This is a genomic window from Nocardia goodfellowii, from assembly GCF_017875645.1.
In the GTDB taxonomy this organism is placed as follows: domain Bacteria; phylum Actinomycetota; class Actinomycetes; order Mycobacteriales; family Mycobacteriaceae; genus Nocardia; species Nocardia goodfellowii.
This window is the reverse complement of sequence record NZ_JAGGMR010000001.1, coordinates 7,814,977-7,841,666: the sequence shown is the minus strand read 5'-3', so window position 1 is coordinate 7,841,666 and position 26,690 is coordinate 7,814,977. Positions and strand designations below refer to the sequence as shown.

The 26,690-nt window shown below is 67.6% G+C and carries 27 protein-coding genes; 18 read left to right on the top strand and 9 right to left on the bottom strand.

Features of this window, described 5'->3' with window-relative positions; genetic code table 11:
• Positions 1–52: 52 nt before the first annotated feature.
• The 4 genes from BJ987_RS36370 (at position 53) to BJ987_RS36355 (ending at position 3,877) form a co-directional block, all read left to right on the top strand.
• Positions 53–826 (top strand): ATP-binding cassette domain-containing protein, encoded by a 774-nt coding sequence (locus BJ987_RS36370; RefSeq protein ID WP_209897547.1) that lies wholly within the window; start codon positions 53–55, stop codon positions 824–826.
• Complete coding sequence (locus BJ987_RS36365) at positions 823–2,061, top strand: sugar ABC transporter permease (RefSeq protein ID WP_209897546.1); 1,239 nt, start codon at positions 823–825, stop codon at positions 2,059–2,061. Before BJ987_RS36370 ends, BJ987_RS36365 begins: the two co-directional genes overlap by 4 nt.
• A 40-nt stretch (positions 2,062–2,101) precedes the next feature.
• Positions 2,102–3,280: an ROK family protein gene (locus tag BJ987_RS36360; protein WP_245366295.1), complete on the top strand. Its 1,179-nt coding sequence runs from the start codon at positions 2,102–2,104 to the stop codon at positions 3,278–3,280.
• Between the two features lie 207 nt (positions 3,281–3,487).
• A complete protein-coding gene (locus BJ987_RS36355) occupies positions 3,488–3,877 on the top strand; it encodes a hypothetical protein (RefSeq protein WP_209897545.1) in 390 nt (129 codons plus the stop codon).
• A gap of 1 nt (position 3,878) precedes the next feature.
• Here the strand turns inward: BJ987_RS36355 and BJ987_RS36350 are convergent, their stop codons facing one another.
• The gene (locus BJ987_RS36350) at positions 3,879–4,379 is read right to left on the bottom strand and encodes a CGNR zinc finger domain-containing protein (protein WP_209897544.1); all 501 of its coding nucleotides are present in this window, start codon (positions 4,377–4,379) and stop codon (positions 3,879–3,881) included.
• 25 nt (positions 4,380–4,404) lie between these two features.
• Between BJ987_RS36350 and BJ987_RS36345 the strand changes: the two genes are divergently transcribed.
• Complete coding sequence (locus tag BJ987_RS36345; protein ID WP_209897543.1) at positions 4,405–4,572, top strand: hypothetical protein; 168 nt, start codon at positions 4,405–4,407, stop codon at positions 4,570–4,572.
• Here the strand turns inward: BJ987_RS36345 and BJ987_RS36340 are convergent.
• Positions 4,569–5,858, bottom strand: coding sequence for a diguanylate cyclase domain-containing protein (locus BJ987_RS36340; protein WP_307869863.1), 1,290 nt, complete (start codon positions 5,856–5,858; stop codon positions 4,569–4,571). The genes BJ987_RS36345 and BJ987_RS36340 overlap by 4 nt on opposite strands.
• Before the next feature lie 25 nt (positions 5,859–5,883).
• Complete coding sequence (locus tag BJ987_RS36335) at positions 5,884–6,693, bottom strand: SAM-dependent methyltransferase (protein WP_209897542.1); 810 nt, start codon at positions 6,691–6,693, stop codon at positions 5,884–5,886.
• Between the two features lie 215 nt (positions 6,694–6,908).
• On the opposite strand from BJ987_RS36335, the gene BJ987_RS36330 reads away from it, so the two are divergent.
• Entirely contained in the window at positions 6,909–7,934 is a 1,026-nt protein-coding gene (locus BJ987_RS36330) for a cation diffusion facilitator family transporter (protein ID WP_209897541.1), read from the top strand.
• A gap of 1 nt (position 7,935) precedes the next feature.
• On the opposite strand, the gene BJ987_RS36325 is transcribed toward BJ987_RS36330, so the two are convergent.
• Positions 7,936–8,583: a TetR/AcrR family transcriptional regulator gene (locus BJ987_RS36325; RefSeq protein ID WP_209897540.1), complete on the bottom strand. Its 648-nt coding sequence runs from the start codon at positions 8,581–8,583 to the stop codon at positions 7,936–7,938.
• A gap of 101 nt (positions 8,584–8,684) precedes the next feature.
• Between BJ987_RS36325 and BJ987_RS36320 the strand changes: the two genes are divergently transcribed.
• The 3 genes from BJ987_RS36320 to BJ987_RS36310 all read left to right on the top strand — a co-directional run bounded on the left by BJ987_RS36320 (position 8,685) and on the right by BJ987_RS36310 (position 11,680).
• Complete coding sequence (locus BJ987_RS36320; protein ID WP_209897539.1) at positions 8,685–10,148, top strand: cytochrome P450; 1,464 nt, start codon at positions 8,685–8,687, stop codon at positions 10,146–10,148.
• Positions 10,145–10,333: a ferredoxin gene (locus BJ987_RS36315; protein WP_209897538.1), complete on the top strand. Its 189-nt coding sequence runs from the start codon at positions 10,145–10,147 to the stop codon at positions 10,331–10,333. The genes BJ987_RS36320 and BJ987_RS36315 overlap by 4 nt, the downstream gene beginning before the upstream one ends.
• 78 nt (positions 10,334–10,411) lie before the next feature.
• Positions 10,412–11,680, top strand: coding sequence for a hypothetical protein (locus tag BJ987_RS36310; RefSeq protein ID WP_209897537.1), 1,269 nt, complete (start codon positions 10,412–10,414; stop codon positions 11,678–11,680).
• A gap of 1 nt (position 11,681) precedes the next feature.
• On the opposite strand, the gene BJ987_RS36305 is transcribed toward BJ987_RS36310, so the two are convergent.
• The gene (locus BJ987_RS36305; RefSeq protein ID WP_209897536.1) at positions 11,682–12,068 is read right to left on the bottom strand and encodes a DUF5994 family protein; all 387 of its coding nucleotides are present in this window, start codon (positions 12,066–12,068) and stop codon (positions 11,682–11,684) included.
• Positions 12,069–12,328: 260 nt separating this feature from the next.
• Here BJ987_RS36305 and BJ987_RS36300 point away from each other — a divergent pair, with 260 nt between their 5' ends.
• The 3 genes from BJ987_RS36300 to BJ987_RS36290 all read left to right on the top strand — a co-directional run bounded on the left by BJ987_RS36300 (position 12,329) and on the right by BJ987_RS36290 (position 14,870).
• Entirely contained in the window at positions 12,329–13,606 is a 1,278-nt protein-coding gene (locus tag BJ987_RS36300; protein ID WP_209897535.1) for a fatty acid desaturase family protein, read from the top strand.
• 100 nt (positions 13,607–13,706) lie between these two features.
• Positions 13,707–13,877, top strand: coding sequence for a hypothetical protein (locus BJ987_RS36295; protein ID WP_209897534.1), 171 nt, complete (start codon positions 13,707–13,709; stop codon positions 13,875–13,877).
• 63 nt (positions 13,878–13,940) lie between these two features.
• The gene (locus BJ987_RS36290; RefSeq protein ID WP_209897533.1) at positions 13,941–14,870 is read left to right on the top strand and encodes a phosphatidylinositol mannoside acyltransferase; all 930 of its coding nucleotides are present in this window, start codon (positions 13,941–13,943) and stop codon (positions 14,868–14,870) included.
• 7 nt (positions 14,871–14,877) lie between these two features.
• Here BJ987_RS36290 and BJ987_RS36285 read toward each other — a convergent pair whose 3' ends face one another.
• Positions 14,878–15,711, bottom strand: a complete 834-nt coding sequence (locus BJ987_RS36285; protein WP_209897532.1) for a DUF72 domain-containing protein — start codon at positions 15,709–15,711, stop codon at positions 14,878–14,880.
• A 227-nt stretch (positions 15,712–15,938) separates the two neighbouring features.
• On the opposite strand from BJ987_RS36285, the gene BJ987_RS36280 reads away from it, so the two are divergent.
• The 3 genes from BJ987_RS36280 to BJ987_RS36270 are packed head-to-tail and all read left to right on the top strand — an operon-like array spanning position 15,939 to position 17,609.
• Positions 15,939–16,604, top strand: a complete 666-nt coding sequence (locus BJ987_RS36280) for a PAS and ANTAR domain-containing protein (RefSeq protein ID WP_443677982.1) — start codon at positions 15,939–15,941, stop codon at positions 16,602–16,604.
• A gap of 43 nt (positions 16,605–16,647) precedes the next feature.
• The gene (locus tag BJ987_RS36275; RefSeq protein WP_443677971.1) at positions 16,648–16,941 is read left to right on the top strand and encodes an ANTAR domain-containing protein; all 294 of its coding nucleotides are present in this window, start codon (positions 16,648–16,650) and stop codon (positions 16,939–16,941) included.
• Positions 16,938–17,609, top strand: a complete 672-nt coding sequence (locus BJ987_RS36270) for a S1 family peptidase (RefSeq protein ID WP_209897530.1) — start codon at positions 16,938–16,940, stop codon at positions 17,607–17,609. Before BJ987_RS36275 ends, BJ987_RS36270 begins: the two co-directional genes overlap by 4 nt.
• A 54-nt stretch (positions 17,610–17,663) precedes the next feature.
• Here BJ987_RS36270 and BJ987_RS36265 read toward each other — a convergent pair whose 3' ends face one another.
• Both BJ987_RS36265 and BJ987_RS36260 read right to left on the bottom strand, forming a co-directional pair.
• On the bottom strand, positions 17,664–17,897 hold the full coding sequence (locus BJ987_RS36265) for a CsbD family protein (protein WP_209897529.1): 234 nt from the start codon (positions 17,895–17,897) through the stop codon (positions 17,664–17,666).
• A gap of 168 nt (positions 17,898–18,065) precedes the next feature.
• Positions 18,066–19,094, bottom strand: coding sequence for a crotonase/enoyl-CoA hydratase family protein (locus tag BJ987_RS36260; protein ID WP_209897528.1), 1,029 nt, complete (start codon positions 19,092–19,094; stop codon positions 18,066–18,068).
• Positions 19,095–19,166: 72 nt separating this feature from the next.
• Between BJ987_RS36260 and BJ987_RS36255 the strand changes: the two genes are divergently transcribed.
• The gene (locus BJ987_RS36255) at positions 19,167–20,798 is read left to right on the top strand and encodes an acyl-CoA dehydrogenase family protein (RefSeq protein WP_209897527.1); all 1,632 of its coding nucleotides are present in this window, start codon (positions 19,167–19,169) and stop codon (positions 20,796–20,798) included.
• A gap of 1 nt (position 20,799) precedes the next feature.
• Here BJ987_RS36255 and BJ987_RS36250 read toward each other — a convergent pair whose 3' ends face one another.
• Entirely contained in the window at positions 20,800–21,516 is a 717-nt protein-coding gene (locus BJ987_RS36250) for a PaaX family transcriptional regulator C-terminal domain-containing protein (RefSeq protein WP_209897526.1), read from the bottom strand.
• A 448-nt stretch (positions 21,517–21,964) separates the two neighbouring features.
• Between BJ987_RS36250 and BJ987_RS36245 the strand changes: the two genes are divergently transcribed.
• Both BJ987_RS36245 and BJ987_RS36240 read left to right on the top strand, forming a co-directional pair.
• A complete protein-coding gene (locus tag BJ987_RS36245) occupies positions 21,965–23,845 on the top strand; it encodes a hypothetical protein (RefSeq protein ID WP_245366291.1) in 1,881 nt (626 codons plus the stop codon).
• A 271-nt stretch (positions 23,846–24,116) separates the two neighbouring features.
• Complete coding sequence (locus BJ987_RS36240; RefSeq protein WP_209897525.1) at positions 24,117–26,621, top strand: MFS transporter; 2,505 nt, start codon at positions 24,117–24,119, stop codon at positions 26,619–26,621.
• Positions 26,622–26,690 lie beyond the last annotated feature (69 nt).

The window sequence follows — 26,690 nt, the reverse complement described above, 5'->3', positions numbered from 1 at the left end:
CCTGCCGCGGTTTCGATGAGGGGACCGCGGCGGGGCAGGAGGAGTTTCACGGATGACTGACACCCCGATCATCGAATTACGGGGCATCGACAAGAGTTTCGGCGCGGTACAGGTGCTGCACGATGTCGCCTTCACCGCGCACGCCGGTGCGGTGACCGCGCTGGTCGGTGACAACGGCGCGGGCAAGTCCACGCTGGTGAAGTGCATCGGCGGCACACACCCCATCGACGCGGGCGAGTTCCTCTTCGAAGGCGCGCCGGTCCACGTGCACAGCCCGCGGGACGCGGCCGCCCTCGGCATCGAGATCGTCTACCAGGATCTCGCGCTCTGCGACAACCTCGACATCGTGCAGAACATGTTCCTCGGCCGGGAGCGGCGGCACGGTCTGGTCCTCGACGAGTACGGGATGGAGGAGCTGGCCGGAAAAACCTTGGCGGGCTTGTCGGTTCGCACGGTGAAGTCGGTGCGCCAGCAGGTGTCGAGCCTGTCCGGCGGCCAGCGCCAGACCGTCGCGATCGCCAAAGCCGTGCTCTGGAACAGCAAGGTCGTGATCCTGGACGAGCCGACCGCCGCGCTCGGCGTCGCCCAGACCCAGCAGGTGCTCGAACTGGTCCGCACCCTCGCCGACCGCGGCCTGGCGGTAGTCCTGATCTCGCACAACATGAATGACGTGTTCGCGGTGTCGGATCGGATCGCCGCGCTGTATCTCGGGCGGATGGCCGCCCAGGTGCGGACCTCCGATGTCACCCACGCCCAAGTCGTCGAATTGATAACCGCCGGACGCAGCGGGGATCTCGGCATCAGCACGAACGGAGCCGGCCGATGAGCGTGGCGCTCAGCAAAGAACCCACTGACTCGGCGCCGCTGAAGGATTTGGTCACCTCCTATGTCGACCGGGTCCGCAGCGGCGACATGGGCGCGCTGCCATCGGTGATCGCGTTGCTCGTGCTGTCGGTGATCTTCTCCGTCGCCCGCCCGGTGTTCTTGACCCAGGCCAACTTCGCGAATCTGTTCACCCAGGGCGCGGCCATCGCGGTCATCGCGATGGGGTTGATCTTCGTGCTGCTGCTGGGCGAGATCGACCTGTCGGCGGGTTTCACCAGCGGGGTGTGCGCGGCGGTGCTGGCGGTGCTGCTCACCGACAAAGGCTGGCCCTGGTATGCGGCCGTGGGCATCTCGCTGCTTACCGGTGTCGCGATCGGGCTGGTGATCGGCGCGGTCGTGGTGCGGATCGGCATTCCGTCGTTCGTGGTCACGCTCGCGGCTTTCCTTGCCCTGCAAGGCGTCGCGCTCAAGATCATGGACAACGGGCGCAATATCTCCATCGCCGATCCGACCATCGTCGCGATCGCCAACAAGAACGTGCCGCCGTTGCTCGGCTGGATCATGTACGCGATCCTGCTGATCGGTTTCGCCATCATCCAGTTCCGAAAGCTGCGCGCCCGCACCAAATTAGGGCTCACCGGGGAGACGCTGCCGGTGATCGCGCTGCGCATCGCGGCGGTCGCGATCGTGGTCGGTGTCGTCGTCGCGGTGCTCAACGACGAACGCAGCCGCAATCCCGCGATGAACTCGCTGCAGGGCATGCCGATCGTGGTGCCGCTCATCGCGGCACTGCTACTGCTGTGGACATTCGTCTTGCGCCGCACCGCGTTCGGCCGCCACATCTACGCGGTCGGCGGCAACGCGGAGGCCGCGCGCCGGGCGGGCATCGCCGTGGATCGCATCAAGATCACCGCGTTCGTGCTGTGTTCGACGATGGCGGCGGTGGGCGGACTGATCGCGGCCTCGCGCGCCAACTCGGTCGACCCGAATACCGGCGGCAGCGATGTGCTGCTCACCGCGGTGGGCGCCGCCGTCATCGGCGGCACCAGCCTGTTCGGTGGCCGGGGCCGCATGCTCGACGCGGTGCTGGGCGCCGCGGTGGTGGCCGTGATCAACAACGGCATGGGGCTGATGGGCTTCAGCGCGGGCACGAAATTCGTTGTGACAGGATTCGTGCTGCTGTTGGCAGCGGGAGTGGATGCGTTGTCGCGCAAACGAGCTCAGTCGCACAGCTAGGAAAGGCCACCGAAGCACCCGGGGAGAGGGGACGATCAGTATGCGAGCGGCCCCTTCGCCCGAGGAGATCCGGCGACGCAATCTCGCGGTCCTGCTGCGGCACATCCACCGCGGCGGACCGATGTCACGGGCGGTCCTCGCCGAGCGCATGGGATTGAACCGCAGCACCATCCTGGCGCTCACCGCGGACCTGGCCGCCGCGGGCCTGGTGAGCGAGGAACTCCCCGGTCAGACGGGTAAGGCGGGACGGCCATCGCTCGTCGTCCGTCCCTCCGAACAGGTTTACGTGGTCGCGCTCGACGTCGGCACCGACCGGCTCGCCGTGGGCCGGGTCGGCCTGGGCGGTGCGGTGCTGGCGCGTAGCGAAACTCCGCGCACCAGCGGGACTTTCGACCCGGACGAGGTCATCACCGCCCTGGCGGCGATGGCGCGCGGCATGATCGAGAGCGCGGGCCCGGGTACGCGCTGTGCCGGAGTGGGTGTCGCGTTCTGCGGCATGGTCCGCGAATCCGACGGCGTCGTGCGCTACGGTCCGAACCTCGGCTGGGTCGACGTCCCGATCGGCGCCCGTCTGTCCGAGGAGCTGGGCCTGAAGGTCGCGGTCGGCAACAACGCCAACCTCGGCGCGCTGGCCGAGCGTGAGCGCGGCGTCTGCGTCGATGTCGAAAACCTGATCTACCTGCACGGTGATGTCGGCGTCGGTGGCGGAATCATTCTGGGCGGCAACCTGATCGGCGGCGAAGGCGGCTACGGCGGCGAAGTCGGTCACATGATCGTGAACCCGGGCGGGCGACCTTGCGCCTGTGGCTCGCGTGGTTGTCTGGAGGCCGAGGCCGGTGAGCTGGCGCTGATCGCGGTCGCCGGTCGCACCGACCCGCCGGGCCGGGCGGTGGTCGGAGCGATCGTCGAGGCCGCCGCGCGCGGTGACGCCCGCTGCCGGGACGCCCTGCATCAAGTCGGCGATTGGCTCGGCTACGGCGTCGCCAACCTGGTCAATATCTTCAATCCCTCGGTGGTCGTCTTCGGCGGCGTGCTGCGCGAAATCTACTTGGCCGCCGCGGCGCAGGTCCGCAGCCGGCTCGCGGTCGACGGCCTGCTCGCCGTCCGGGAGCGGGTCCGCCTGCGTACCTCGGCGCTGGGCGCCGACGCCACGCTGCTCGGAGCCGCCGAACTGGCTTTCACCGATCTGCTGACCGATCCGCTGCGGGCACCGGACTGACGCGACCGCCGGAACGTAACCCGGGTTCACATGAATCAGGCTGTACCAGAACGTGTTTCACCACGGGAAACAACACCGAGATCAGCTGGGAGAGCGATACACTGCATTTGCAGGTCAGTTCTCCTATGAATTGCTGAATTGGCCCAGAGCGCAGGAACGTTAGACCGGGAGGCCTCGCCTCCCCCGGGCAGCAACCGGAGGTGCAAGATGATCGACAACACGTACTCGGACGCGGGAGACACCGCCGATCCTCAGCAGCACCCCACCGGCAATCGCATGTGGACCGTCTCGGCGGTCGTCGTGCGCGACGAGGATTCCCGGCCGTGGAGCGGTGTGGTCGCCGCCGCGCATCTCGGTGACGCGGCCGAGCAGCTGTGCGAATATCTGCCCGAACCCAAGGGCGAGGGCGATTATTACCTTGTGGCGCAACAGGTTCCGTTGATCGGCCGCGGCCAGCGGGCAGCCGCCATGCCCAGGCCCACCTGGGTCAGCCCGATCAGTCGCGACGACGACACCGGAGCCAAGACCTACGGCCGCTGGATCGTCGCCGACCAGCTACCCGGCTTCCGCAAACCCGGTCAGCGCAGCGCGAGCTGAGTCACGCCGAACGCGCGCGCCGGTGCTCCGCCACATGAACTCGGTTGGAGCACCGGGTGGTACAGAACCGGCGCCGCCCATTGCGTGAGCTGTCCACGAACACCAGTTCGCACCCCTCCCGCGCGCAGCGCCCGATCCGTTCCGGCGCCGCGCAGAACAGCTCCGCGAGACCCATCGCGGTGTAGGCCTTGACGCGTTCCACCGTCGGCAGGTCCATCCGCGAGAAGTGCAGATGCGGCGGCCGCCCGTCGTGCGTGGAGATGTAGGGCTCGCTGGTGGTCTCGGCCAGCAACTCGTTCAGCAACGCCACCGAGGGTGCGGTGAACACCGCGTCGAGCCGGTGAATCCACCGGTGCAATTCCCGGGCCTGTCTTTGGTCCAGCGAGCCCAGCGGCTTGTAGTCCGCATCGTCGAGCAGCTTCTGCAGGTCGGTTTCCGGTGTCGAATTCACCAGCTGGGCGGCCAGCTCGGCCGCCGCGCCACCGTAAGGGTTGAAATGCACTGACCCATTACATCAGGCTGAGCGCATGGACACCAGCTGCCCCACCTGCCAATGGCCCTCGCCCACCCTCGTCTCGGCGCACGGTTCGACCCGCTACCTGCGGTGCGTCTGCGGGCAATGGCTGATCAGCGAGCACACCGCGGTCGTCGCCACCGCGGGCACCAGCGACTTCCGGTTCGCGGAAGTGGATTAACGGTGCCGCGCCTGCGACCCGCCCCCCGCGGACTTGTCGCGGTACATGGCCGTGTCGACGGTGTGCATCAGCGCGTCGATATCGCGGGGCTTCTCCTCCGCGAACACCGTGCCGATGCTGGCGCCCACCGTCACGGGCTGTCCGGCCACCTCGATCGGGGCCGCCAGCGCCACCCGGATACGGCGGGAGATCGCCGAAAGCTGATGCTCGCCTTCGCATCTGTCCACCAGCACAATGAACTCGTCACCGCCGATCCGGGCCGCGAGCCCCCCGGCCGGCTCGACGGCCGCGCGGAGCCGGTGCGCCACATCGCGCAATACCCGGTCGCCCACGGTATGGCCCCAGTGATCGTTGATCTCCTTGAACCCATCCAGGTCCAGGTAGCAGACCCCCAGCGGCGCGGTCGCGTGCGCGAGCCGATCGAAGAACAGCACCCGGTTCGGCAAGCCGGTGAGGTTGTCGTGGTTGGCGTCGTGCCAGAGCTGATTCGCCAGCTGCTTACGCTCGGTGACATCGACGGCCACCCCGATGAGGAACCGGATCCGGCCGCTGGTGTCGCGCACCGCCGACATCGATAAGTCGATATAGGCGAAACCCCCGTCGGGGCGCACGTGTTCGGTTTCCAACCGGAACCTGTCGATCCGCCCGGCCAACATCAGCTGCATCTGCTCGAAGGCATAACCGATATTGTCCGGGCCGAGTAGTTCCGCCACCGAACGCCCCGGCATGAGTTCGGCTGGTAGGCCGAGCATTTCGGCGAAAGCCCGGTTCACGTCGAGCACTTGGCCCGTGGTGTCGAGCGTGCCGATGCCGACCGAGGCGCCCTCGAACACGGCCTGAAACCTCGCCTCCGAGAGCTGCCTGCGCGCCTCGGCCTCCTGCGCCGCGGCCAGCGCCGCCGCCAGCGTGGTCTCCTGTTCGCCGAGTGCGGCACTGCGGAGCGCGGCGGTGAAGCCCGCGGCGAATTCGGCCGCGACGGTGACGGCGCGATCGCGGACTCGCTCGTACTCGGGACCGCCGCGACTCGGGCAGACCTCCTCGACCATGTCGCGGCAGATCAAGCTGATGGACCGGCTGACCGCCGCCGGATCCCGGTAGTTGGCGGCCACCAGTACGGCGGCCGCGTCGTAGGCGACCTGTGCGGCGGCCTGCTCGCGCAGGACGGCGAGCAGCACCTCGGCCAGATCACCGAGCAGCGTCTCGATCTGCGTGCGGGTGAGGGTCGGGGCGACTACGCCGTCGAGCGCGTCGGCCCAGCGCACCGCCAGCTCACCCAACCCACTCACCGTCCCCCTGCTCCTAGAGCAGTTTTCAGATCTTCCGGCCGACGCCCGCCAGGCCCAGCGACCGGCCCGGCGCTTCGTGCTGATCGCGCTCGGATTCCGGCCGCCAGGCCGGCAGCTCGACAACTCCGGGTTCGACCAGGTCCCACCCGTCGAACATAGTCTCGATACCCGCCCGGTCGCGGAAGTGGATGCCGATTCGATTCTGATTCGCCGCGTTCGCGCCCAGTTGGGCGGCATCTTCGGGCCGAAGCTCGGAAGTCAGATGCGAAATCGCGACAAAGCTTCCCGCGGGGACGGCGGCACGTAACGCGGCGACCTTGTCGGCGGGCTGGTCGGCATCGGCCAGCAGATGCAGCACGGCCACCAGCAGCAGACCCACCGGCTGCTCGAAATCGATGAGGCCGCTCCGGCGGACCTCGTCGAGCAACGGCTCGGGTTTGCGCAGATCGGCTTCGGTGGCGGTAGCGCGGTCATTGCTCAGCAAGATGGCGTTGGCGTGCGCTACCGCGACCGGGTCGATGTCCACGTAGTGCACGCGGATCTCGGGGTCGATGCTCTGCGCGACTTCGTGCACGTTGCCCGCGGTCGGGATGCCGGACCCGATGTCGAGGAACTGTTTGATACCGGCGTCGGCCATGAACCGCACCGCCCGGCGCAGAAACGCGCGATTGCTCAGCGCGACGCGCGGCAGATCGGGCACGAGCTTCTTGCCCATCGCCGCGGCTTGGCGGTCGACCTCGAAGTTGTGCGAGCCGCCGAGCAGTGCGTCGTACATCCGTGCCGGGCTCGCCTGCTGCATATCCACGCCCTCGGGCGCCCACGCCGGCCTATCCATTGAAACCCCTTCGACCTCATTCGACAGCCCCGAAAGGCAATGCCCGAATAGTAGTCGGAGCAGTGAATCCCGGTGCACCGCAGAAGATCACGATTGCGCACTGGGCAACCTCTGGGATAGTGTCCCGGACATAACAGATGCAGACATGCGCATGCATGCACTTTGAGCTAGGCTGTCCGACGGATGCCAGACACAGGAAATGAGGGCGCTGGGTTATGGGTGGAGATCACTGCGGGTCGGATCAGCCGGAGGCGACAGTCGTCGCCGCGCCGGCGTCGCCTCCTCATAATCACAGCAAATCCGCAGATCACGGGCACAATCACGAGCACGGCGTGTCCGCCGACGCGGACCGGCGCTGGCTGGGCATCGCCCTCGCGCTGATCACCACCTTCATGGCCGCGGAGGTGATCGTCGGCCTTGTCGCGCAATCCCTGGCCCTGATCACCGATGCCGCGCACATGCTCACCGACGCGGCTTCGATCGTGCTCGCGCTCATCGCGATCCGGCTGGCCAAGCGCCCGGCGAGCGGCAAGTACACCTACGGCTACAAACGCGCCGAGATCCTGTCCGCGCAGGCCAACGGCATCACACTGCTGCTGCTCGCGGTCTGGTTCGTCTACGAGGGCATCCATCGATTGATCGATCCGCCCGATGTCGAAGGCCCGCTGGTGCTGATCACCGCGCTGTTCGGCATTGTGGTGAACATCATCGCCGCCTGGTGCATCAGCAAGGCCAATCGGACCAGTCTCAATGTCGAGGGCGCGTTCCAGCACATCCTCAACGATCTGTACGCGTTCATCGGCACCGCCATCGCGGGGGCGGTGGTCTGGCTTGCGGGCTGGCCTCGCGCCGACGCCATCGCCGCCCTCGTCGTGGCCGGTCTCATGCTGAAGGCGGGCTGGGGGCTGGTCCGCGAATCCGGCCGTATCTTCCTCGAGGCCGCCCCGGCTCACCTCGACCCCGACGCCATCGGCACTCGGCTGGTGGCCATCCCGCAGGTGGCGGAGGTGCACGATCTGCACGTCTGGGTGATCACCTCGGGTCAGCCGTCGCTGTCCGCGCACGTCCTGGTCGACGACGGCGCCGACTGCCACGCGCTGCGGTCGGTCATCGAATCCGTCCTGCACGACGAATTCGACTTGGAACACACCACATTGCAGGTCGACCATGCCGGCGAGGTCGCCTTACCGGCCGAGGACCTGCACTGCGCCGACGCGCACGGCCCGGTGCATCGCTCCTGATTCAGGGCAGCCGCGCGCCGACCGCGGACAGCCGGTCGATCATGTCGATCGCGTAGTCCGCCAGCAGGTTGATCAGGGTCGGCTGGTCGACGGGGAGGTGACCGTCGATCCAGGCCAGTACAAGTTCCGCGGCGCCGCCGGTGATCAGCTGGGCGACGGTGGCGACGGCCGTGTCCTGGCCCGCCGGCAGGTCGAGCACCAAGCGGGTCTGCTCGATGATGACCTCGGCGACCCGGTGCATGCCCGCGAACCGCGTGCGCATCAGCGCCTCGTTGCCGTAAGCGGCCGCGAAGACGAGTTTCGCCCGCCGCGGGTCGTCGGTCAGGTCGGTGATGAGCGCGGCCACGCCGGCTCGGATCCGGTCGGCGGCTGCGCCGGTGGTGTTCGCGACCGCGGTGCGAGCGCGGGCCAGGGCCGAATCCTGGATCTCGCGCAGCAGTTCCGCGGCGAGGGTGTCCAGATCCGGGAACGCCTCGTAGAAGAACCGCGGGCCGACGCGCGCCTGTTCGCAGAGGCCGCGGACGGTGAGCGCGGAAATGCCCTGCGTGCCGATGATGTCCAGGGCGGCGTCCAGTAGCCGTCGGCGCCGGTCCTCGCGGCGCTCTTCGGTGGAGGTGCCGCGGTAGGTGCCGGTGAAAGCTCTGCTCACCCTGCCCAGCTTGGCATGGAAGAAGTTGGGAAACAAACGTTTACGGAAACCTCTGATTCCGATATGGTCGAGTGACCCGCATCACTCGAAGGGTGCTGATCATGAATCTTCTCGCGCCGCCGGCGATCAACGACGTGTCCGGGGCAGTGCGCCGAGCCAGAGCGAGGGTCGCGGCGCAGGTGCAGCTGGCCGGCGCCCGGCTGAGCGAGCGCTATCCCGCCCCGGTGCGTCCGCTGGCCGAGCCCCCGCCCGGCAGCGGGCTGCGGCCGGTGCTGGGCAATTTCGGTCCGCCCGGCATCGGCTACACCCTCAGCACGCTGGCCGATCCGATCCCTTTCGCGCGCAAACGGTTCGAACAGTTCGGCCCGATCCAGTGGTTCGGGATCCTGGGCCGGCCCGCGGTCACGGTCGGCAGTCCGGCCGCGCTGGAAGCCGTCCTGCTGGATCGGGACAAGGTGTTCTCCGCGCAACGCGGCTGGGAGTACCTCATCGGGCCCTTCTTCCACGGCGGATTGCTGCTCCGCGATTTCGACGAGCACCTGTTCCATCGCCGGATCATGCAGCAGGCCTTCACCCGGCCCCGGTTGATCGGCTACCTGGATCTGACCACGCCGCGCATCGCGCAGGGTATCGGTGACTGGCAGCCCAGCCGGAACTTCCACGCCTACAGCGCGATCAAGCAACTCCTGCTCGAGCAGGCCACCGAGGTCTTCGCGGGCGCCCAGCTCGGCCCGGAGGGGACCCGGCTGGCGCGAGCCTTCGAGGACGCGGTCGCGGGCGGCAAAGCCATTGTGCGGGCGAACATTCCGGGCGGCGTGTGGGCCCGGGGCCTGCACGGCCGCCGGGTGCTCGCCGACTATTTCCGGCGCGAACTGCCCGCCAAGCGGGCAAGCGGCGGAGCCGACCTGTTCAGCGTGCTCAGCCACGCCACCAGCGAGGACGGTGACGCGTTCACCGATGACGAAGTCGTCGAACACATGATCTTCGTGATGATGGCCGCCCACGACACCAGCACCATCGCGGCGTCCATGCTGATGTACGAACTCGGCCGGCGCCCGGAGTGGCAGGACCGGTTGCGCGCGGAATCGATTGCCCTGGGCAAAGATTCGCTTGCCTACGCGGATCTGGATCGGCTTCCGGCGTTGGACCTGGCTTTTCGTGAGGTGTTGCGTCTCTACGCGCCGGTGGCGCAGCAAGCCCGCGAGACCATCGCCGACACCAATATCCTCGATTACTTCCTTCCCAAGGGCACACTGGTTATGTGCAGCCCCTACGCGATGATGCACACCGACGAATATTGGCCGGACGCACACGTTTTCGACCCGGAGCGCTTCGCCCCCGACCGCCGCGAGGACAAATCGCACCGCTTCACGTGGGCCCCGTTCGGCGGTGGCGCGCACAAGTGCATCGGCCTCTACTTCGGCGGGATGACCGTGAAAGCCGTTTTGCACCAGGTGCTGCTGCGGTACCGGTGGAGCGTGGACCCGGACTACCGGGTGCCGCTGGTGGCGGGCACCGGGCCGACACCGTCGGACGGGCTGCCGATTCGTTTGGAGCGCCGGTGAGGATCGTGGCCGACCGCGAACGCTGTGCGGGCCACGGCATGTGTGAAGCCGTGGCGCCCATGCTCTTCCGCGTCGACGACGACGGAATCACCGAGCCGCTCGTCGACACCGTCACCGAGGCGGATCGCCGGCTGACCGAACTCGCAGTAGACAGCTGCCCGGTCCAAGCGCTGCGCCTGGAGTAGCGGGTGGATTTAACTCGCGCACGAGGTTTCCGTGCGCAAATGAGGGGCATTCACACCCGCCTCGGCTAGCGTGAGCTGGTGCGACGCACCGGTGCACTCGAGCTGGTCACGGCATTTCTTTCCGCAGTGATCGGCGGCCTGGCGCTCACCACACCGATCTCGCTCGCCTGGGCCGAGGGCACCTCCACCTTGCAGATGGAACTGCTCGGCTACAGCATGCCCCGCGCCACCGCCATCGGCTGTCTGGCCGCGGTCATGGTCGCCGTCTTCGTGAGTACCGCGAACTCGGCCGTGGTGGCCTGGTCGGCGGCGGCGAGCGGCACGGCGATTCTGCTCGCCAACCACATCGTGGGCAGTATCTCCGCCACGATGGCGCCGCTGACCACCTTGAACTACGTCGACTCGCTGGCCGGCGGGATCCTGCTGGGCGGTGCGGTCGCCGCCGTATCGGCCCGGCTGCCGGTCGCCGCTGTCTTCACGCTCGGCGCGCTCACCAGCATCGCGCTGGCCGACGTGAGCGTATCGGCGACCGAGTACGGCGACCCGGCCCGGCATTCGCCGATCTTCGGTTTCGTCGTCGGCTCGCCGCCGATGTGGCTGATCTGGCCGACCGGCGTCCTGGCAGCGCTGTGCGCGCTGCGCGGCGAACGCCGCGGTCCGGCCGACATCTCGGTGGAACTGCCGTTGCGGCCGATCGTGGCGGCGCTGGTGACCACCTCGGTGCCGCTGCTCGGCTCGGAGTGGCTGGCCCGGCACGGCAGCACCCTGCTCGATATCGCCCTGGTCGCGGTGGCCACGGTGGTGGCGGGCACGGTCGCGGCCTTTCTGCTGCCGGGCCGGGACGGCCTCTTGCTGACCCAGTCCGTGGCGCTCGGCGCCGTGGGAGGCGTGATCGCGTTCACCGCGCAGACGACGTGGCTGGTTCCGGCGCTGTTCGCGGCCTGTGCGGGCGGTCTGTGGCTGGGTGCGCGATGGCCGCTGCCGACGATGGGTATGGCCGCCGTCGTCGCGCTGGCTGTGCTCGCCGCGTTGAGCGGGGTCTCGCACGGTACGGCCCTGGCGGTTGCCGCGGTCGGTCTCGCGGTGATCACCGGCTACTGCTTCACCGCGACGTTCCCCGCGCACAGCGGCAGCCTCATGCTCTGCATCGCGATGCTTTTCGTGCCCGGACTGGTGGTGGCGATGCGCGGGCGGGTGTTCCGGGAAGCCGGACGGCCCGACATGTACGCCGACCCCGGCCTGCTCAGCGATGTGGCTCCGGGGGTGGCAGCCCTGCTGGTGACCATCGGGTGCGCCGTCGGCTTCCTGCTGGTGCGAAAGTTCCGGCCGCCCGTCGCGGCGGAGTAGTTCAGCGGAAGGGGATGCGGGACCGGGTGGCGGGTGGGATCACCCGAAGCACGATCCTGGCGCCGTCGATCCCGAGGATATGCACGATATTGCCCAGCTCGAACCGCTGTGGGACCAGTTGCACCGCGCGTTCGCCCAGGTCGAGCAGCCGCGGTGGACCCAGAACCCAGCCGTGCGGATGGTAGGCGACGCGCCACGGTGTGCCCAGGTACGGCCGTAACGCCTCGAGCAGGAGCGGCAACTCGGCGCCCAGATGCCTGGTCCGCGGCCACCACACACCGTCTATCCCGCCGAACTGCGGCGGGGTAGGTGTGAATTTAACCTGCGCGGTATTCACCGAGGGCAGATGTTGGCGGCCGCAGAGCAGCCGGAGGTGGTTCGGCGCCATTCGACGGCTCCTTTTTTCCGACGAATCCACCCTACACGCGGCTCGGGATCGCACCGCCGGGTGCGGTGCGAAGCCGGTGAAATTACCTGCGGTAGCGTCGATTTCGCGCTGGGCGAACAATTGCCCCGGGGGAGCGTACGCTGGATTGTAGTAGCCAGTGCACACACTCCCCGGTCCAGTCCTCGCTGTGTGGAGCGCATCGGCTCGGCCACGTGTATTTCCCCTCGTGGTATTGAGCTTCCAGCCCGTGGAGGACTGAAATGGCTATCACCGATGTCGCTGCCTATGCCCATCTCGGCGACGCGGATATCGAGACACTCGGCCAAAAGCTCGATGCGATTCGCCGCGATATCGTCGAGCAGCGCGGTGCGGCCGACGCCGCCTATATTCGCCGCACCATCGCCCTGCAACGCGGGCTGGACGTCGCGGCCCGGCTGTTGATCGCGTGCGGCCGGGGAAGGACCGCCTGGATTCTCGGTACGACCGCGCTGGCGGCGGCGAAGAGTATCGAGAACATGGAAATCGGCCACAATGTCGCGCACGGCCAATGGGATTGGATGAACGACCCCGAAATCCATTCCACCACGTGGGAATGGGATATGGCGGGTTTGTCGAGCCAGTGGCGGTATTCGCACAATTACCGGCACCATGTGTTCACCAACGTCCTCGGCATGGACGACGACATCGGCTTCGGTGTCATGCGCGTCACCCGGGACCAGCCGTGGCGTCCCCGGCTGCTGCTGCAGCCGTTGCAGAACTGGCTCCTGGCAGCCACTTTCGAATGGGGCATCGCACTGCACGACCTGTATTCCGAGCAGGAGCGCGCCACGAACACGGCGGCGAAGAAGGCCCAGACGAAAGCCCTGCTGGCCAAGATCGCCCGGCAGGCCGGCAAAGACTATCTGCTGTTCCCCGCGCTGAGCGGACGACGCTGGAAACGGACCCTCGCCGCCGACGCCGCGGCCAATACGCTACGCAATCTCTGGGCTTATGTAGTCATCTTCTGCGGTCATTTCCCGGACGGCGCGGAAAAATTCACGCCGGAGGCGTTGCTCGACGAGTCGAAATCCGAGTGGTATCTGCGCCAGATGCTCGGCACCGCGAATTTCGAGGCCGGACCGGTGCTCGCGTTCATGAGCGGAAATCTGTGCCATCAGATCGAGCATCACCTGTTTCCGGATCTGCCCAGTAACCGTTACGCCGAAATCGCGGCCCGGGTGCGGGCGCTGTGCGTCGAATACGATCTGCCGTATACCACCGGATCATTGGCGCGGCAGTATCTGCTGACACTGCGCACGATCAACAAATTGGCGCTTCCGGATCGGCTGCTCACCGCCACGGCCGACGACGCACCGGAAACGGCGTCCGAACGACGCTTCGGCGGCATCGCCCCGGCCGCCGAACCGAGCGCCGCACGGCGCGGGCTGGGTACAGCGCTGCGCGAAAAACGGCTCGGCCCCAGGCATTTTCGTCCCGTGGAATCATCGCCGCGATTTCGTGCATTCGCCGGAATGCTTTCGCGAACACGTTTATTCTGAGCGTCGGCGGGTAATCGTAAGAAGCTGCCCCAGCCCCTGGTGGCCCATACAACGAGGGTTGGGTGCTGACTCCTGCACCCGGGAGAAGGCGAGACAGCCTATGTTCAGTTCGGCTTCGGAGTTTCACAGCGTGCCGTCCGCGCCCGAGCAGCGCGCCCGTTCGCCGCTGCGCGCGCTGCTGCGAATCTGGTTCGAAGGTAACGACATTCGGGAGCGCAGGATGCCGTTCGCCGGTTACGAACCGGTGCATCCGCGCGGCCGCGACAACTGACCGGCGACGCGCCGCCGATTCGATCTGCGCCCGGATCCACGCTCTCCCAGGAACAATCGAGGCGTGAATCTCAAGGAGCGGGCGGTGGATCTCGGGTACGCGGCGGGCTGGCGGGTGGTGCGCGCCCTGCCGGAGCGGTGGGCGGTGCGATTGTTCGACGCGGGCGCGGACTATGCGGCGCGGCGCGGTGGTGGCCCGGAACAACTGCGGCGCAACCTGTCCCGCGTCCTCGGCGTCACCCCCGAGCACGTTCCGGATGAACTGATCCGCGCGAATCTCCGCTCCTACGCCCGGTATTGGCGGGAGGCGTTCCGGCTGCCCGGTATGGATCCGGTGGCGCTCGCCGAGGAGATCGAGGAATCCGCCACCGGTATCGAGCACATCCTGGCCGCCAAAGCCCATGGGCGCGGCATCATTCTGGCGCTGCCACACAGCGGGAACTGGGATCTGGCCGGTATCTGGGTAGTACGGCGTATCGGCACACCCACCGTCGTCGCCGAACGCCTCCGGCCGGAATCGTTGTACCAGCGCTTCGTCAGATTCCGCGCAGGCCTCGGGTTCGAGATCATCCCACTCACCGGTAGCGAGGCCCCGCCGTTCGACCTGCTCGCCGACCGCCTGCGCGCGGGTCACCTGGTGGGTCTGCTGGGCGAACGCGATATCACGGGCACCGGTGTGCGGGTCAGCTTCTTCGGCGAGCCGATGCGCATGCCCGCCGGGCCCGCCCGGCTGGCCATCGCCACCGGCGCGGACCTGCTGCCGGTGCACTGCTGGTTCACCCGAGACGGCTGGGGCTTCTCGGTCGGCGCGCCGATCGACACGTCGGGCGGCGTAGACGAGGCCACTCAACTGCTGGCGGACCGATTCGCCGCGAATATCGCCGCCCACCCCGCCGACTGGCACATGCTGCAGCCGCTGTGGACCGCCGACTTCTCCGAGGCGCGCCAGGCCAAGATGCGGGCGCGCAGGCAAGCCGCTGGAATGGCCGACTAGAACACCGTCAGAACAGGGTCATCGGCTCGGTAGGTTCGGGTTCGGGCAGCGGCTCCAGCTCGGGTAGTCGAGCCCGGACCTCGGCGTGGAAGCGGCGGGCCAGCGGCAGTGAGCTCGCGTTGTCCGGCGTGTGGATGAACACGGTGGGCGAGCGGCCCTCGCGTAGCCAGCCGGTCACCGTGTCCAGCCACGGTTGCCAGCCCGCGATCGTGCGTTCCGGATCGTCGCGTCCGTGGTATCGCACCACGGGAAACTCGGTGAGCGCCAAGGTTCTTCGCGGCACCCGCGGCTTCTTCGCCCGCGCCTCCTGCTCGGCGGGGCTCTGTGGCAAACCCTCGAAAAGCGTTGTGGTGTCGAAGGTTACCCATTCCGCGTCCACCCGGCCCAGCACGTGTTCCAGCTGACGCGCCGCCCGCTCGTCGGTGAAGAACGCGGGGTGCCGGACCTCCACCGCCGACCGGGACGGCAACGCCCGGAGGAACCCGGCCAGCGCCCCGAGCTCGTTCGGTCCGAACGACGCGGGCAACTGCACCCACCAGGCATGCAGCCGCGGCCCGAGCGGCTCCATCGCGGTCAGGAACTCCCGCAACGGCGCCTCGACCTCGACGAGCCGGCGTTCGTGGGTGATCGGTTTCGGCAGCTTCATCAGAAACCGGAAATCGGGGCCGGTCTGCGCCGCCCAGGATTGCGCGGTGGCCCGGGACGGCGTCGCGTAGAACGTCGTATTCCCCTCTACCGCAGTGCAATTACTCGCATAGACGCGCAACGCCTCGCTCGCGGGCAACTGCCCTTCCTGCCACGCCGCGTGCCGCCACATCGCACATCCCACGTGAAGCCGCATACGAAAAACGCTAGCGCACCCGCCGGGCGCGGTGAGTGGCGCGTTTCGTACCCGCGGACCGCAGGTATCGCGAATATGCCCGCACCGATCCGCGCGCCGTGACACGATCCCGCCATGTCTTCACCGGGGACCCGCGCACCTGATTGCGGGTCAGCCACAATCGTGTGGCGCAGCGTCCCAATGCGGTATGTCGGCCCGCTACAGCGGATACTTGATCAGTGACCGAGATCGGGCAACTCGACCCAGACAGCGCCGGCGTCGTCGAACGTGTGATCGCCGGACGTCCGCAGAATATCGGGAGTTTCCGTTTCTGGTTCGCCGATCAGCGCTGGGAATGGTCCGAGGAAGTCGCGGCTCTGCACGGCTACGAGCCGGGCACCGTCGTCCCGACGACGGAGCTGTTGCTCTCGCACAAACATCCCGATGATCGGGCCGAGGTGGCGCACACCCTGGCCGCGGTGACCACCACCGGTGACGCGTTCTGCTCCCGGCACCGCATCATCGACACCCGCGGCGAGGTCCACGAGGTGATCGTCGTCGGCGACCATCTGCTCGACGAGCACGGCGCGGTGTCGGGTACCACCGGCTACTACATCGATGTCACCGAAACCTTGCAGGAGAACAGCCGCGCCACCCTGGACCAGACCTTGCCGGATCTGATCGAGGCCCGCGCGGTGATCGAGCAGGCCAAGGGCATCCTGATGCTGGTCTACGGCGTGCACCCGGAGCAGGCGTTCAAGGTATTGCAGTGGCGCTCCCAGGAGACCAACACCAAGCTGCGGCAGGTGGCCGAACAGCTGGTCGGCGCCATCGCCGGGCTCGGTGGCGCGCCGGTGGGGTTCCGATCCAGGTTCGATCATCTGCTGCTCACCATGCACGAACGTTCGAAGTAGTTTCCGCAGGTGTGTACCCGGATTGCCTGGGTAGTGCGTAGGTATGACTGGCGTGGATGGGGAGCTACTCGACCCGGAGGCCTCGCGAGCGGTCATCGAACAAGCCAAAGGTGCGCTGATGCTGGTGTACGGCTTGACCGCGGAGCAGGCCTTCGACGTATTACGAAAGCGGTCCCAGGAAACCAACACCAAATTGCGCGTGCTGGCGAGCAGACTGGTGGCGGAGCTGCCGGAGATGGCGCGCTCGCGGGCCGCGGTGGCCTTTCTGCGCGGGCGATTCGATCACCTGTTGAACCACGAGTTTCTCTGGATGACGTCGGAAGCGAGAGTGCGATGAACGAACGAGCCGGGCACCGGTCCATCGGCGTGGCCTGCGCGGCCACCGCCATCGCCTTCGCCGCCGCGGGAACCGCGCAGGCGGGCAGCGAGCCGCCCACGGTGGGTGGCGGCTCCGGCATCATCATCGACAGTCAGGCACAGTGCACGCTGACCACCGTCGGGCATGATCGCGACGGTCGGTTGCTGGGGCTGACCGCCGGGCACTGCGGCGACGCCGGAGCCAAGGTGGTGGCGGAGGCGAACCCGAATTACGGGGTGGTCGGCCGGTTCGTCTACTCGAACCCGGACCTGGACTACGCGCTCATCGAATTCACGCCGGGCCGGATCAATCCCGTTGCGCGCATGGGGGATACGACGATCACCGGGATCGGCGCGCCCGCGCAGTTCCCGGCCGTGGCGTGTAAGAAGGGGCGGACCACCGGCACCAGTTGCGGCGTGGTGTGGGGGAATGTCCGCGCGGCGCACCACGAGACGTGGACGCAGATGTGTGTGCTCGAAGGCGATTCCGGAGCTCCCGTGATGGTGGGATCGACCCTGGTGGGCATGGTGAACGCCTACCTGGGCGTCGGCTGCCTGGGTCCGGAGGTGGGGACGAATATGGCGGCGATCAGCGCCGATCTGGAGGCCCGCAACGAGGTCGGCGCCGGGTTCCATCCCGTCCCGTAGCCAAGCCTGAGGGCGGCGAAGAACTCTTCGCCGCCCTCAGGTGACCGGTCCTGCCTACTTGTTGCGGTCCACCGCGTTCTTCGCCTTGTCGGCCAGGCCGCCGAGGGTGGTCTTCACCTCGTCGAGGCCTTCCTTGGCGCCTTCGGCCACGTCGTGCAACTTGCCTTTCGCCTTGGCCTCGGTCTGATCCGCCTTGCCTTCTCGGCGCAGGCCCTTGTCGCCGGTGGCGTGGCCGGTCGCTTCTTTGGCTTTACCGGCTGCTTCGTCGAACTTGTCGCGAAGAGACATCGAAAACCTCCGATCGTTTCCGCGCCCGGGGTGGGCGCAGTTCCGATAGTGCCTCGCGATATGTCAGCGCGCACTCGGCAAATGACTATGAACACACCGAATTGGCCTTTAGGCGGCGTTTCAATGGCACTTTTGCGATCCGATAGTGCCTTTACCGTTATTAATCAGCTACTGGTTTTCCGGGTGGTTGAACTGGCCGCGCTTCCAGTCGCCGTACGGTTCGTCGCGCTCGCGCACCGCTGCACGAAAACCGGCGGTGGCCGCACGCAGCTGGAAGGCGTATCCCTCCCGGGTGTGCCGGGAGATGCCGTCGAAAACGGTGCTGATCATGCCGGAGTTCTGCACACCCTGAGCCAGTAGCGCGCTGTTCAGCGCCAGCTTCGCCATGATCAGCTGGTTGACCGGCATCCGGGCGATGCGCTCGAGCAGGGCTTCGGTGCGCTCGTCGAGCAGATCGGCGGGCGGCGCCTCGACCGCCAGTCCCCATTCCTCGGCCTGCTTACCGGACAGGCAGTCGCCGGTGAACAGCAGCCGTTTCGCGCGCTGATCGCCGAGGCGATGGGCCCACATGCCCGCCGCCGGGACGCCCCACACCCGGGTGGGCGGGTAGCCGATCTTGGTGTCGTCGGCGCAGATGATCTGATCGGCGTACAGCGCGATGTCGGTGCCGCCCGCGACGGCGAAGCCGTGCAGTTTCGCCACCGTCGGTTTGTTGGCGTGCAGCAGACTGGCGAAGCCGCGGTTGAACCGGCTCATCATGGCGTAGTCGACCATGGGATCCCAAGTGCCCCAGGGGTTGTGGTTGGCCGCCTGCATCGCGGGGTCCAGCACCGTACCGGTGGTTTCGTGCGTGCCGACGCCCAGATCGACGCTGTTCTCGGCGAAGATCGACAGGTCGTAACCGCCGCAGAAACCCTTACCGCGCCCCGAGACCACCATGCCGTGCACGCGTGGGTCCAGATCGGCGCGTTCGACGGCGTGCGCCAACTCGATCGGGGTGTCGGCGGTGATGGCGTTGCCGTGCTCGGGGCGATCGAAGGTGATGCGGGCGATCCGGCCGTCGACCTCGTAGCTGAGGGTGCGGTAGCTGATGTCCTGATCAGGTAGTGGTCGCCCGGCCCAGGGAGCGTCGGGGCCGTCGGTGAGCCCCTCGTACCAGGCGGCGGGGCGGGTACCGGGGTGCTTGTCTGGGTCCATCGGCCCATCTTATTACATACTTGTGTCGCGTGATCATGTATTGTAATACTGGATGCGGCGTTAGGAGCTCCCATGGGCACACATGCGGTGACGAATCAAGTTCCGCCCCTTGTCGATTACGATCTCGCCGAGCAGCCGGTGATCCTGGAGGCGTTGCGGCGTGCGGGCGCGGAGCACGCCCTCGACGAGTTGCACGAGGTCGGCCGGCTCGCCGGCAGTGCCGCGGCCCAGGAGTTGGGCGACCGGGCCGAAGCGCACCCGCCGGTGCTGAAGACGCACGACCGGTACGGGCATCGCGTCGACGAGGTGATCTACGACCCCGGTTATCACCAATTGATGACCCACGCCGTCGGTTTCGGACTGCACGGCGCCGTGTGGGCCGACACCCGGCCCCATCCGCATTTGACCAGGGCCGCGAAACTCAGCGTGTGGGGTCCGGTCGACGCCGGGCACGGCTGCCCGATCTCCATGACCTACGCGGTGGTGCCGGCCCTGCGCGCCGCCCCGGAGCTGGCCGCGCGATACGAGCCGCTGCTCTGCGCGCGCGAATACGATCCGGGCCTGCGTACGCCGCTGAGCAAGCGTGGCTTGCTCGCGGGGATGTCGATGACGGAGAAGCAGGGCGGCTCCGACGTGCGGGCCAACACCACGACCGCGGCTCCGCGGCCGGACGGCAGTTACCGGATCACCGGGCACAAGTGGTTCACCTCGGCGCCGATGTCGGACCTGTTCCTCACCCTCGCACAGGCGCCGGGCGGGCTGTCCTGCTTTCTGGTACCGCGGGTGCTGCCCGATGGATCACGCAATCCCTTTGCGCTGCAACGCCTGAAGGACAAACTCGGCAACCGCTCCAACGCCAGCGGTGAGGTCGAATACGACAACACCGTCGGCTGGCTGGTCGGTCCGGAGGGCCGGGGTGTGCCGACGATCATCGAAATGGTCAACCTGACCCGGCTCGACTGCACGATCGGGACCGCCACCGCCATGCGCACCGGCGTGGCGCAGGCCGCGCATCACGCGGCACACCGGCGGGTGTTCGGCGCCGCGCTCGCCGAGCAACCGCTGATGCGGAACGTGCTGGCGGACTTGGCGATCGAAGCTGAAGCCGCGAGCACCGTCGCACTGTGGCTGGCCGACCTCACCGACCAGGCCGTCGCCGGAGTCGAGGGCGCGGACGCGCTGCGCCGTATCTCGTTGGCGGTCAGCAAGTATCACGTGTGCAAGCGCGGGCCGATGCACGCCGCCGAAGCACTGGAATGCCTGGGCGGCAACGGGTATGTCGAAGAATCGCGCATGCCGCGGCTGTATCGCGAAGCGCCATTGCTGTCGATCTGGGAGGGGTCGGGCAATGTCGCGGCTCTGGATGCCTTGCGCGCCATGGCGAAACAACCCGAAACCTTGGCCGCCTATTTCGCGGAGGTGAAGCGAGCCGCCGGCGCCGACAAGCACCTCGACGCCGCGATCGCCCGGCTCGAAGGACAATTCGGCGATTTCGACACCATCCAGCACCGCGCCCGCCGCGTCGTCGGCGAGATGGCACAGGTCTTGCAGGCCTCGCTGCTGGTCCGATTCGGTCATCCCGCCGTCGCGGACGCGTTCACCGTGAGCCGGTTGGGCGGCGAGCACGGCGATGTCTTCGGCACGCTGCCCACCGGCCTGGACACCGCCGCGATCATCGACCGGGCGACACCGAAGATCGGTTGACCTAGGGGACGAAGTTCTGTTCGGCGAAGGCGATGAATTCGGTTCGGAATCCTTCGTATTCGGCGCGCAACCGCGGACCGGGCCAATTGGCGGGCAGCAGCGGCTCGGGCAGCAACGGGTCGTCGAGGATATGACGCACCGCGGCCGCCGCCACCTCGAAGCGGTCGGCCATCGTCTTCCCGGACTCGAACGCGCGCAGCAGCCGCTCGGCATCCCGCGCCCAATTCTTCGGACGGAACAGCGATTCCGCGAGTTTCATCGGTGCGCTCTGTGGCTCCGCGCGGAACTGCGCGATGCGCCGGGTGGCGTCCCGGCCGAGCGTGATGGCGATATTGTCGGGCCGCGTCCACACTCCCTCGCGCAACTCGGCGAGTTTATTGGCGCGCATGGTGTCCCGGAAGGCGATGCGCGCGCTGGCTTCGTCTCCGACCGCCGTCACCACCGCCATGTACCACTGCCCGTTCCAGTCCTTACGCACCGGACGCAACGCCGCGTCCTGGCGACGCTGGCGTTCGATCAATCGCTGCGAGAGCCGATAGACGCTGTTGCTGCGTTCCAAGTCGCCCGCCGCCACCATGCGGGTCAGCGCCACCCGCACCGCCGACTGCTGCAACCCCAGTTCCTCGGCCACCGTCACGATCCAGCTGACCGGCGCCTCCGCCGGATGCGCGCCCAGTAGCGCGCTCAGGATCGCCGACCGAGCGGTCAGCTTCCGCATGCGCACCGCTAGCGACTGCTTGTGGATCGGCCGAGAGGACCGGCACAGCGACAACGGGCGGGTCGCTCGAAAGGGTCAGTCACGTTCGTCCACCTCGTCCGGGAAGGGCCAGGGATCGGGCCAGCCGGAAAGTCTACAGAGCCTCGGGCTTGGCCGATGCGGGTGCGTTGCTGGTGGAAGACGCGCGCGATCGGTCGGCGGGGACCACCCCGGTGATCTCGGCCGGGCCGCGATATGGCACTGTGAGGCACGTCGTTTTCGTTGCTGCCCAGGGGCTTTCGATCAGACTTCGTTTCACTTCCGAATTATGGAAAGTGTCCACAATGCGCTGCCGTAATGGTCGTTCCGGATATCGCGGTGCACAGTGTGTCGCCGCGCGCCACGCCGAGTTTGGCGTGCCATTGGCAAATCAACGGTTTCGCGTGCGGCGGCCATCGACTATGAATGCTTGGGTGCCGAACCCAACCGCGACTACAAGTCTCCCCCCGAGCGTCCGCAGTGGGGGGCCCAGATGACCATCGAGCACCCCATCGAGGACGAGGTGACACAGCTGGCAAGGCGGGTCGAGAAGGCCCGGGGCCGGCTGGCCTGGCAATTCGATCCCGCGCTCACCGAAGCGCTGTCCGAGGACGAGCTACACGCCGAACGCGAGCTCGCCGAACGGATCCGGGAACAGGATCGAGGGCAGCGCTGGAAGGAAGTGCAGGCACTGGCGGCCGCCGCCGACCGCGCCAGGCAGACCACCGAAGCAATCGAGAAGGCCGATATGCGTGATCTTCTGGTCGCCCGCAAGGCAATCGCCGCGCAACGGCGGGAATCGAGCCCGCACGCCCGGCTGGCCTCGCTGTATCGGCATCGGGCCTGGTCGCTGCGCGCGCTGGCCGGTGTAGTCGGCGCGGGCATGCTGTGGTCGGCGGTGAACGTGCAGCACAACATCGCGCCGGGCGGCCCGTCGGATCCGCTGTTCTGGTTCAGCTATCTGCTGGAAGGCATGATCAGCGTCTGCTTGATCATCATCATGATCGGCACGAACAAGGTGTCGGAGTGGGGGGTCGTCGACAGTCGCGGCCAAGTCGCCCTCGCCGAACTGGCGCTACTGGGCCTGACCGTCTGCCTCAACACATATCCGTATCTCCGGGCCGCCGAGTGGTACGAGGTCGCGGTACACGCGATCGCGCCGGTGATGATCGGCGTAGCGCTACTCATCCACGATGCCGCGAGCGCACGCTACGGGCTGGCCATCGCCCGGGCCACCGAGCAGGTCAAGGAGATGCCGGATCCGGCCGAACGCATCCGGCAGCAGCTGCCCTCGCTCGCCGGGTACACCCGCAGTGCCACGGCCATGGCGGCAGCCCAGGAGGCCGAACCCGTCGACGAACCGCAGCCCCTCGAAGAGGATGTGGCGGAAGTCGAGGTGGAGGTCCTCGAGGCGCCCGCGCGCAACGGCCGGCGCAATGGCGCGCCGGTGCAGAACGGCGCAGCCGCCGTGAACGGTGGGCCGGTGTCCGCCGAGCCGCGTCCGGCCCCGGAAAAGCGCCGTGCGCCGGTCGGTTCCGGCAAGATCACCGCCGTCAAGTCCGATCAGACGGGGAAGGCGAACGGCCGGCCCGCCGCCGTGGCGAACGGTGAAAAGCGCGTCACCCCGGCCGTTGTCGAGTCCCGGCCCGCGGTGGCCGAGGCCCGTCCCGTCGTGGTGGAGGCCCGCTCGACGGTGGCCGAGACTCGTTCCCTGGTAGCGGAGTCGCGGCCGGCGGTGGCCGAATCCCGTCCCTCGGTAGCTGAATCGCGCCCGGCGGTGGCGGAGTCCCGGCCAGTTGTGGCCGAGTCGCGCCCCGTGGTGGCCGAAAAGCGTCCGGCGGTGGCCGAGACTCGTCCCGTGGTGGCGGAGTCCCGTCCGGCGGTGGCCGAGACCCGTCCCGTCGCGGCCGAGTCCCGCTCGACGTCGGCTGAGAACCGCCCGACGGTGGTGGAGACCCGGCCGGTACCGGCCGACCCGCGCCCGGCCACGCGCGTGAGCGCGCAGAAGCCGGTCGCCCCCGCGAAGAGTGGCGTGGCGGCGGCCATTCCGGCGAAGGCAGGCGTGGAGCCGGTTGCGCCGGTTCGCACGCGCAAGGTCGAGGCCCCGGCGCAGCCCGAGGTCACCGCGGCAGCCGAGCGCAAGGCGTCGAGCAAGCCCGCTCCGGCCGAAAAGGGCAGCGCCACCGAGCCGGATCCGCTGTACGACACCGGCCAGTTCCGGGTGGCCGACATCCTCGAGCAGGAGCTCGCCGAGTTGCAGGCCGAGCGCCGCAAGGCCCGCACGAGCAAGCAGCGGACGGCTACGCGCTGAGATATTCCGGCACCGTGACACCCCTGCCCCGCACCTGGACGAGGTGACGGGGGCGGGGTGTTATCGCGCATTCTGTGCGCGGACTCTATAGTTGCTCGCAGATCGCTTGTGGCGCATGCCCGCCCGCGCCGCCGTATCCGGCGGCCACCCGCGATGGTTCGAGATGTACCGCACGACTTTGATTTATCCCACGGAGACGTCAGCTGGCGGAGCCGTCGGGTGGGTAGACCTAGCCCCCTTTCGGATGGTCGATCAGAGCTGAGGCCCCTACATGACGAACTCGACCCCCACCTCGCTGTCGCACCGGCAGATCCTCACCATCCTGTCCGGTTTGTTACTGGGCATTTTCCTGGCCGCGCTGGATCAGAACATCGTCAGCGTGGCCATCGTGCCGATCGCCAACGATCTGCACGGCTTCGATGAGCAGGCCTGGGCTACCACGGCGTATCTGATCACCGCGACGGTCAGCACACCGCTCTACGGCAAGCTGGCCGACATCTACGGCCGAAAACCCTGCTACCTCATCGCGATCGGGTTGTTCGTCCTCGGTTCGATCGCCTGCACTTTCGCCACGTCGATGTACGAGCTCGCCGCCTTCCGCGCTTTCCAGGGTCTGGGTGCGGGCGGTCTCATGTCGCTGGCCTTCACCATCCTCAGCGATATCGTCCCGGCCCGCGAAAGGGTCCGCTACCAGGGCTATTTCATGGCGGTCTTCGGTTCGTCCACGGTATTGGGCCCGGTGCTCGGCGGCTTCTTCTCCGGCTACGACCAGCTCGCGCGGCTGGATGGCTGGCGCTGGGTGTTTCTGGTGAATGTCCCGATCGGCGTGCTCGCCTTCGTGGTCGTCGCCAAATTCCTGAACGTGCCGCACCAGCGCCGGAAACAGCGGATCGACTGGTTCGGTGCGTTGATGCTGACCGTCGGTGTGGTGCCGCTGCTGATCATCGCCGAGCAGGGCCGCGAGTGGGGCTGGGAGTCCGAGCGCGCGCTCATCTGTTACGGCGTCGCGGCCTCGGGTGTGCTGCTGTTCGTCATCGTGGAATTGCTGATGAAGGACGCGGCGCTGATTCCGATGCGGCTGTTCGACAATTCCACCTTCAGCGTGTCCGTTCTCGGTGGCTTCATCGTCGGTGTCGCCATGTTCGGCGCCATTGTGCTGGTGCCGTTGTATTTCCAAGTGGTGCGCGGATATTCGCCGACGAAGTCGGGTCTGCTGATGCTGCCGCTGGTGGTGGGCATCATGATCGGCGGGCAGATCTCCGGGATGGTCACCCAGCGCACCGGGCGATACAAGGTGTTGCCCGTGGCCGGTTGCTTCCTGATCGCGATCGGCGCGGTGCTGCACGCCCAGGTGGAATTCGACAGCCCGCTGTGGCAGCCGCTGGTCTGCGGTGGTGTGATCGGCGCCGGGCTCGGCTTCTGCATGCAGACGCTGATCATCGCCGCGCAGAATGCCGGTCCGCGCCAGGACATGGGAGTGTCCACGGCGACGGCGACCTTCTTCCGGCAGATGGGCGGCACCCTCGGCGTCGCGATCTTCCTGACGATCCTGTTCAACCTGTTGCCGCACAAGATCATCGACGCGTTCGGCGGGCAACTGCCCGAAGGCTTCGACGCCGCCCGGCTCGGCGGGATCATCAGCGACACCAGCGGTATCGGCACTATGCCCGAGGACCTGCGAACCCCCGTCCTCATCGGCTTCACCGACGCGATGAACGGTGTGTTCTACACCGCCGCGGGCATCGCCCTGGTCGCCGGTCTGGTGCTGCTGTTCATGCGGGAGCTTCCGTTGCAGGATGATCCGATCGACGTGCTGATCGCCGCCGAGGCCGGGCGCGAGCCGCTCCCGGTCGAGGAACACGACTGGGACGGGGCAGCCCAGGCGCTCATGTCCGAACCCGAACCGGCACTGGAGGTGACCGCACCCGTGGATATCGTCGGCGACGAGGACGAAGCGACACCGGCCGAATTCGAACAAGGCCAGCCCTCGCTCACCGGCCGCATCCACCACGAAGACGGAAGACCTGTTCCCGACGCCGCGCTCACCCTGATCGACAAACGCGGCCACCAGGTCACTCGCGCCACCGGCGACAGTTACGGCGACTACGCCATCTACGCGCCCGAGCCCGGCACCTACGTCCTGATCGTCTCCGCCGCCGGGCACCAGCCCACCGCCATCAGCGTGGTCGCCGGCCCCTGGCCGCAGCAGCTGAACCTCACCCTCATGGGTTCGAGCGAGGTATCGGGTGTGATCCGCTCGGTCGTCAGCGGCAACCCCATCGACGGCGCGACCGTCACCCTGACCGATCGGCGCGGTGAAGTCGTCGGCGCGGCCATTTCCACCGAGGACGGCCACTTCGTCTGCCACGACGTGGTTTCCGGCAGCTACACCCTGGTGGTCATCGCGGATCACATGCGCCCGTACGCGGCCGCGCTCACCGTGCCGCCCACCGGCCTGCTGCGCCACGACATCGAGATGGATCCGATGGCGGTGCTCGCCGGCATCGCCGTGGCGGACGGCAGACCCGTCCCCGACGTGCAGATCATGGTGCTGGACGTGGCCGGCGATCTCACCGCGACGGTGCGCACCGACGACGAGGGGCAATACGTCGTCCCCGATCTGCCCGAAGGCGAATACACCGTGGTGGCACGGGGTTATCCGCCCGTCACCAGTCGCGTCACCGTGTCCGGCGGGGAAGTCGAACACGATGTGCGGCTGGGCTACGGCCGCGAAATCGACACTGAGTTGCTCGATCGCGCCGAGGCCAACGGCTGAGCTGTAAAACGGACATTCGACGCTATAGTGCGGTAGCTGTGTGTTAACTCAGGCTGACCACGTCGCAAG

Excerpts from the sequence above, each read along its gene's own strand:
- BJ987_RS36360 (WP_245366295.1), top strand. The coding sequence starts at position 2,102 with ATGCGAGCGGCCCCTTCGCCCGAGGAGATCCGGCGACGCAATCTCGCG.
- BJ987_RS36330 (WP_209897541.1), top strand. The coding sequence starts at position 6,909 with ATGGGTGGAGATCACTGCGGGTCGGATCAGCCGGAGGCGACAGTCGTC.
- BJ987_RS36370 (WP_209897547.1), top strand. The coding sequence starts at position 53 with ATGACTGACACCCCGATCATCGAATTACGGGGCATCGACAAGAGTTTC.
- BJ987_RS36295 (WP_209897534.1), top strand. The coding sequence starts at position 13,707 with ATGTTCAGTTCGGCTTCGGAGTTTCACAGCGTGCCGTCCGCGCCCGAG.
- BJ987_RS36365 (WP_209897546.1), top strand. The coding sequence starts at position 823 with ATGAGCGTGGCGCTCAGCAAAGAACCCACTGACTCGGCGCCGCTGAAG.
- BJ987_RS36260 (WP_209897528.1), bottom strand. The coding sequence starts at position 19,094 with ATGGACCCAGACAAGCACCCCGGTACCCGCCCCGCCGCCTGGTACGAG.
- BJ987_RS36255 (WP_209897527.1), top strand. The coding sequence starts at position 19,167 with ATGGGCACACATGCGGTGACGAATCAAGTTCCGCCCCTTGTCGATTAC.
- BJ987_RS36270 (WP_209897530.1), top strand. The coding sequence starts at position 16,938 with ATGAACGAACGAGCCGGGCACCGGTCCATCGGCGTGGCCTGCGCGGCC.
- BJ987_RS36335 (WP_209897542.1), bottom strand. The coding sequence starts at position 6,693 with ATGGATAGGCCGGCGTGGGCGCCCGAGGGCGTGGATATGCAGCAGGCG.
- BJ987_RS36240 (WP_209897525.1), top strand. The coding sequence starts at position 24,117 with ATGACGAACTCGACCCCCACCTCGCTGTCGCACCGGCAGATCCTCACC.
- BJ987_RS36285 (WP_209897532.1), bottom strand. The coding sequence starts at position 15,711 with ATGCGGCTTCACGTGGGATGTGCGATGTGGCGGCACGCGGCGTGGCAG.
- BJ987_RS36300 (WP_209897535.1), top strand. The coding sequence starts at position 12,329 with ATGGCTATCACCGATGTCGCTGCCTATGCCCATCTCGGCGACGCGGAT.
- BJ987_RS36355 (WP_209897545.1), top strand. The coding sequence starts at position 3,488 with ATGATCGACAACACGTACTCGGACGCGGGAGACACCGCCGATCCTCAG.
- BJ987_RS36305 (WP_209897536.1), bottom strand. The coding sequence starts at position 12,068 with ATGGCGCCGAACCACCTCCGGCTGCTCTGCGGCCGCCAACATCTGCCC.
- BJ987_RS36265 (WP_209897529.1), bottom strand. The coding sequence starts at position 17,897 with ATGTCTCTTCGCGACAAGTTCGACGAAGCAGCCGGTAAAGCCAAAGAA.
- BJ987_RS36250 (WP_209897526.1), bottom strand. The coding sequence starts at position 21,516 with ATGCGGAAGCTGACCGCTCGGTCGGCGATCCTGAGCGCGCTACTGGGC.
- BJ987_RS36345 (WP_209897543.1), top strand. The coding sequence starts at position 4,405 with ATGGACACCAGCTGCCCCACCTGCCAATGGCCCTCGCCCACCCTCGTC.
- BJ987_RS36320 (WP_209897539.1), top strand. The coding sequence starts at position 8,685 with ATGAATCTTCTCGCGCCGCCGGCGATCAACGACGTGTCCGGGGCAGTG.
- BJ987_RS36275 (WP_443677971.1), top strand. The coding sequence starts at position 16,648 with ATGACTGGCGTGGATGGGGAGCTACTCGACCCGGAGGCCTCGCGAGCG.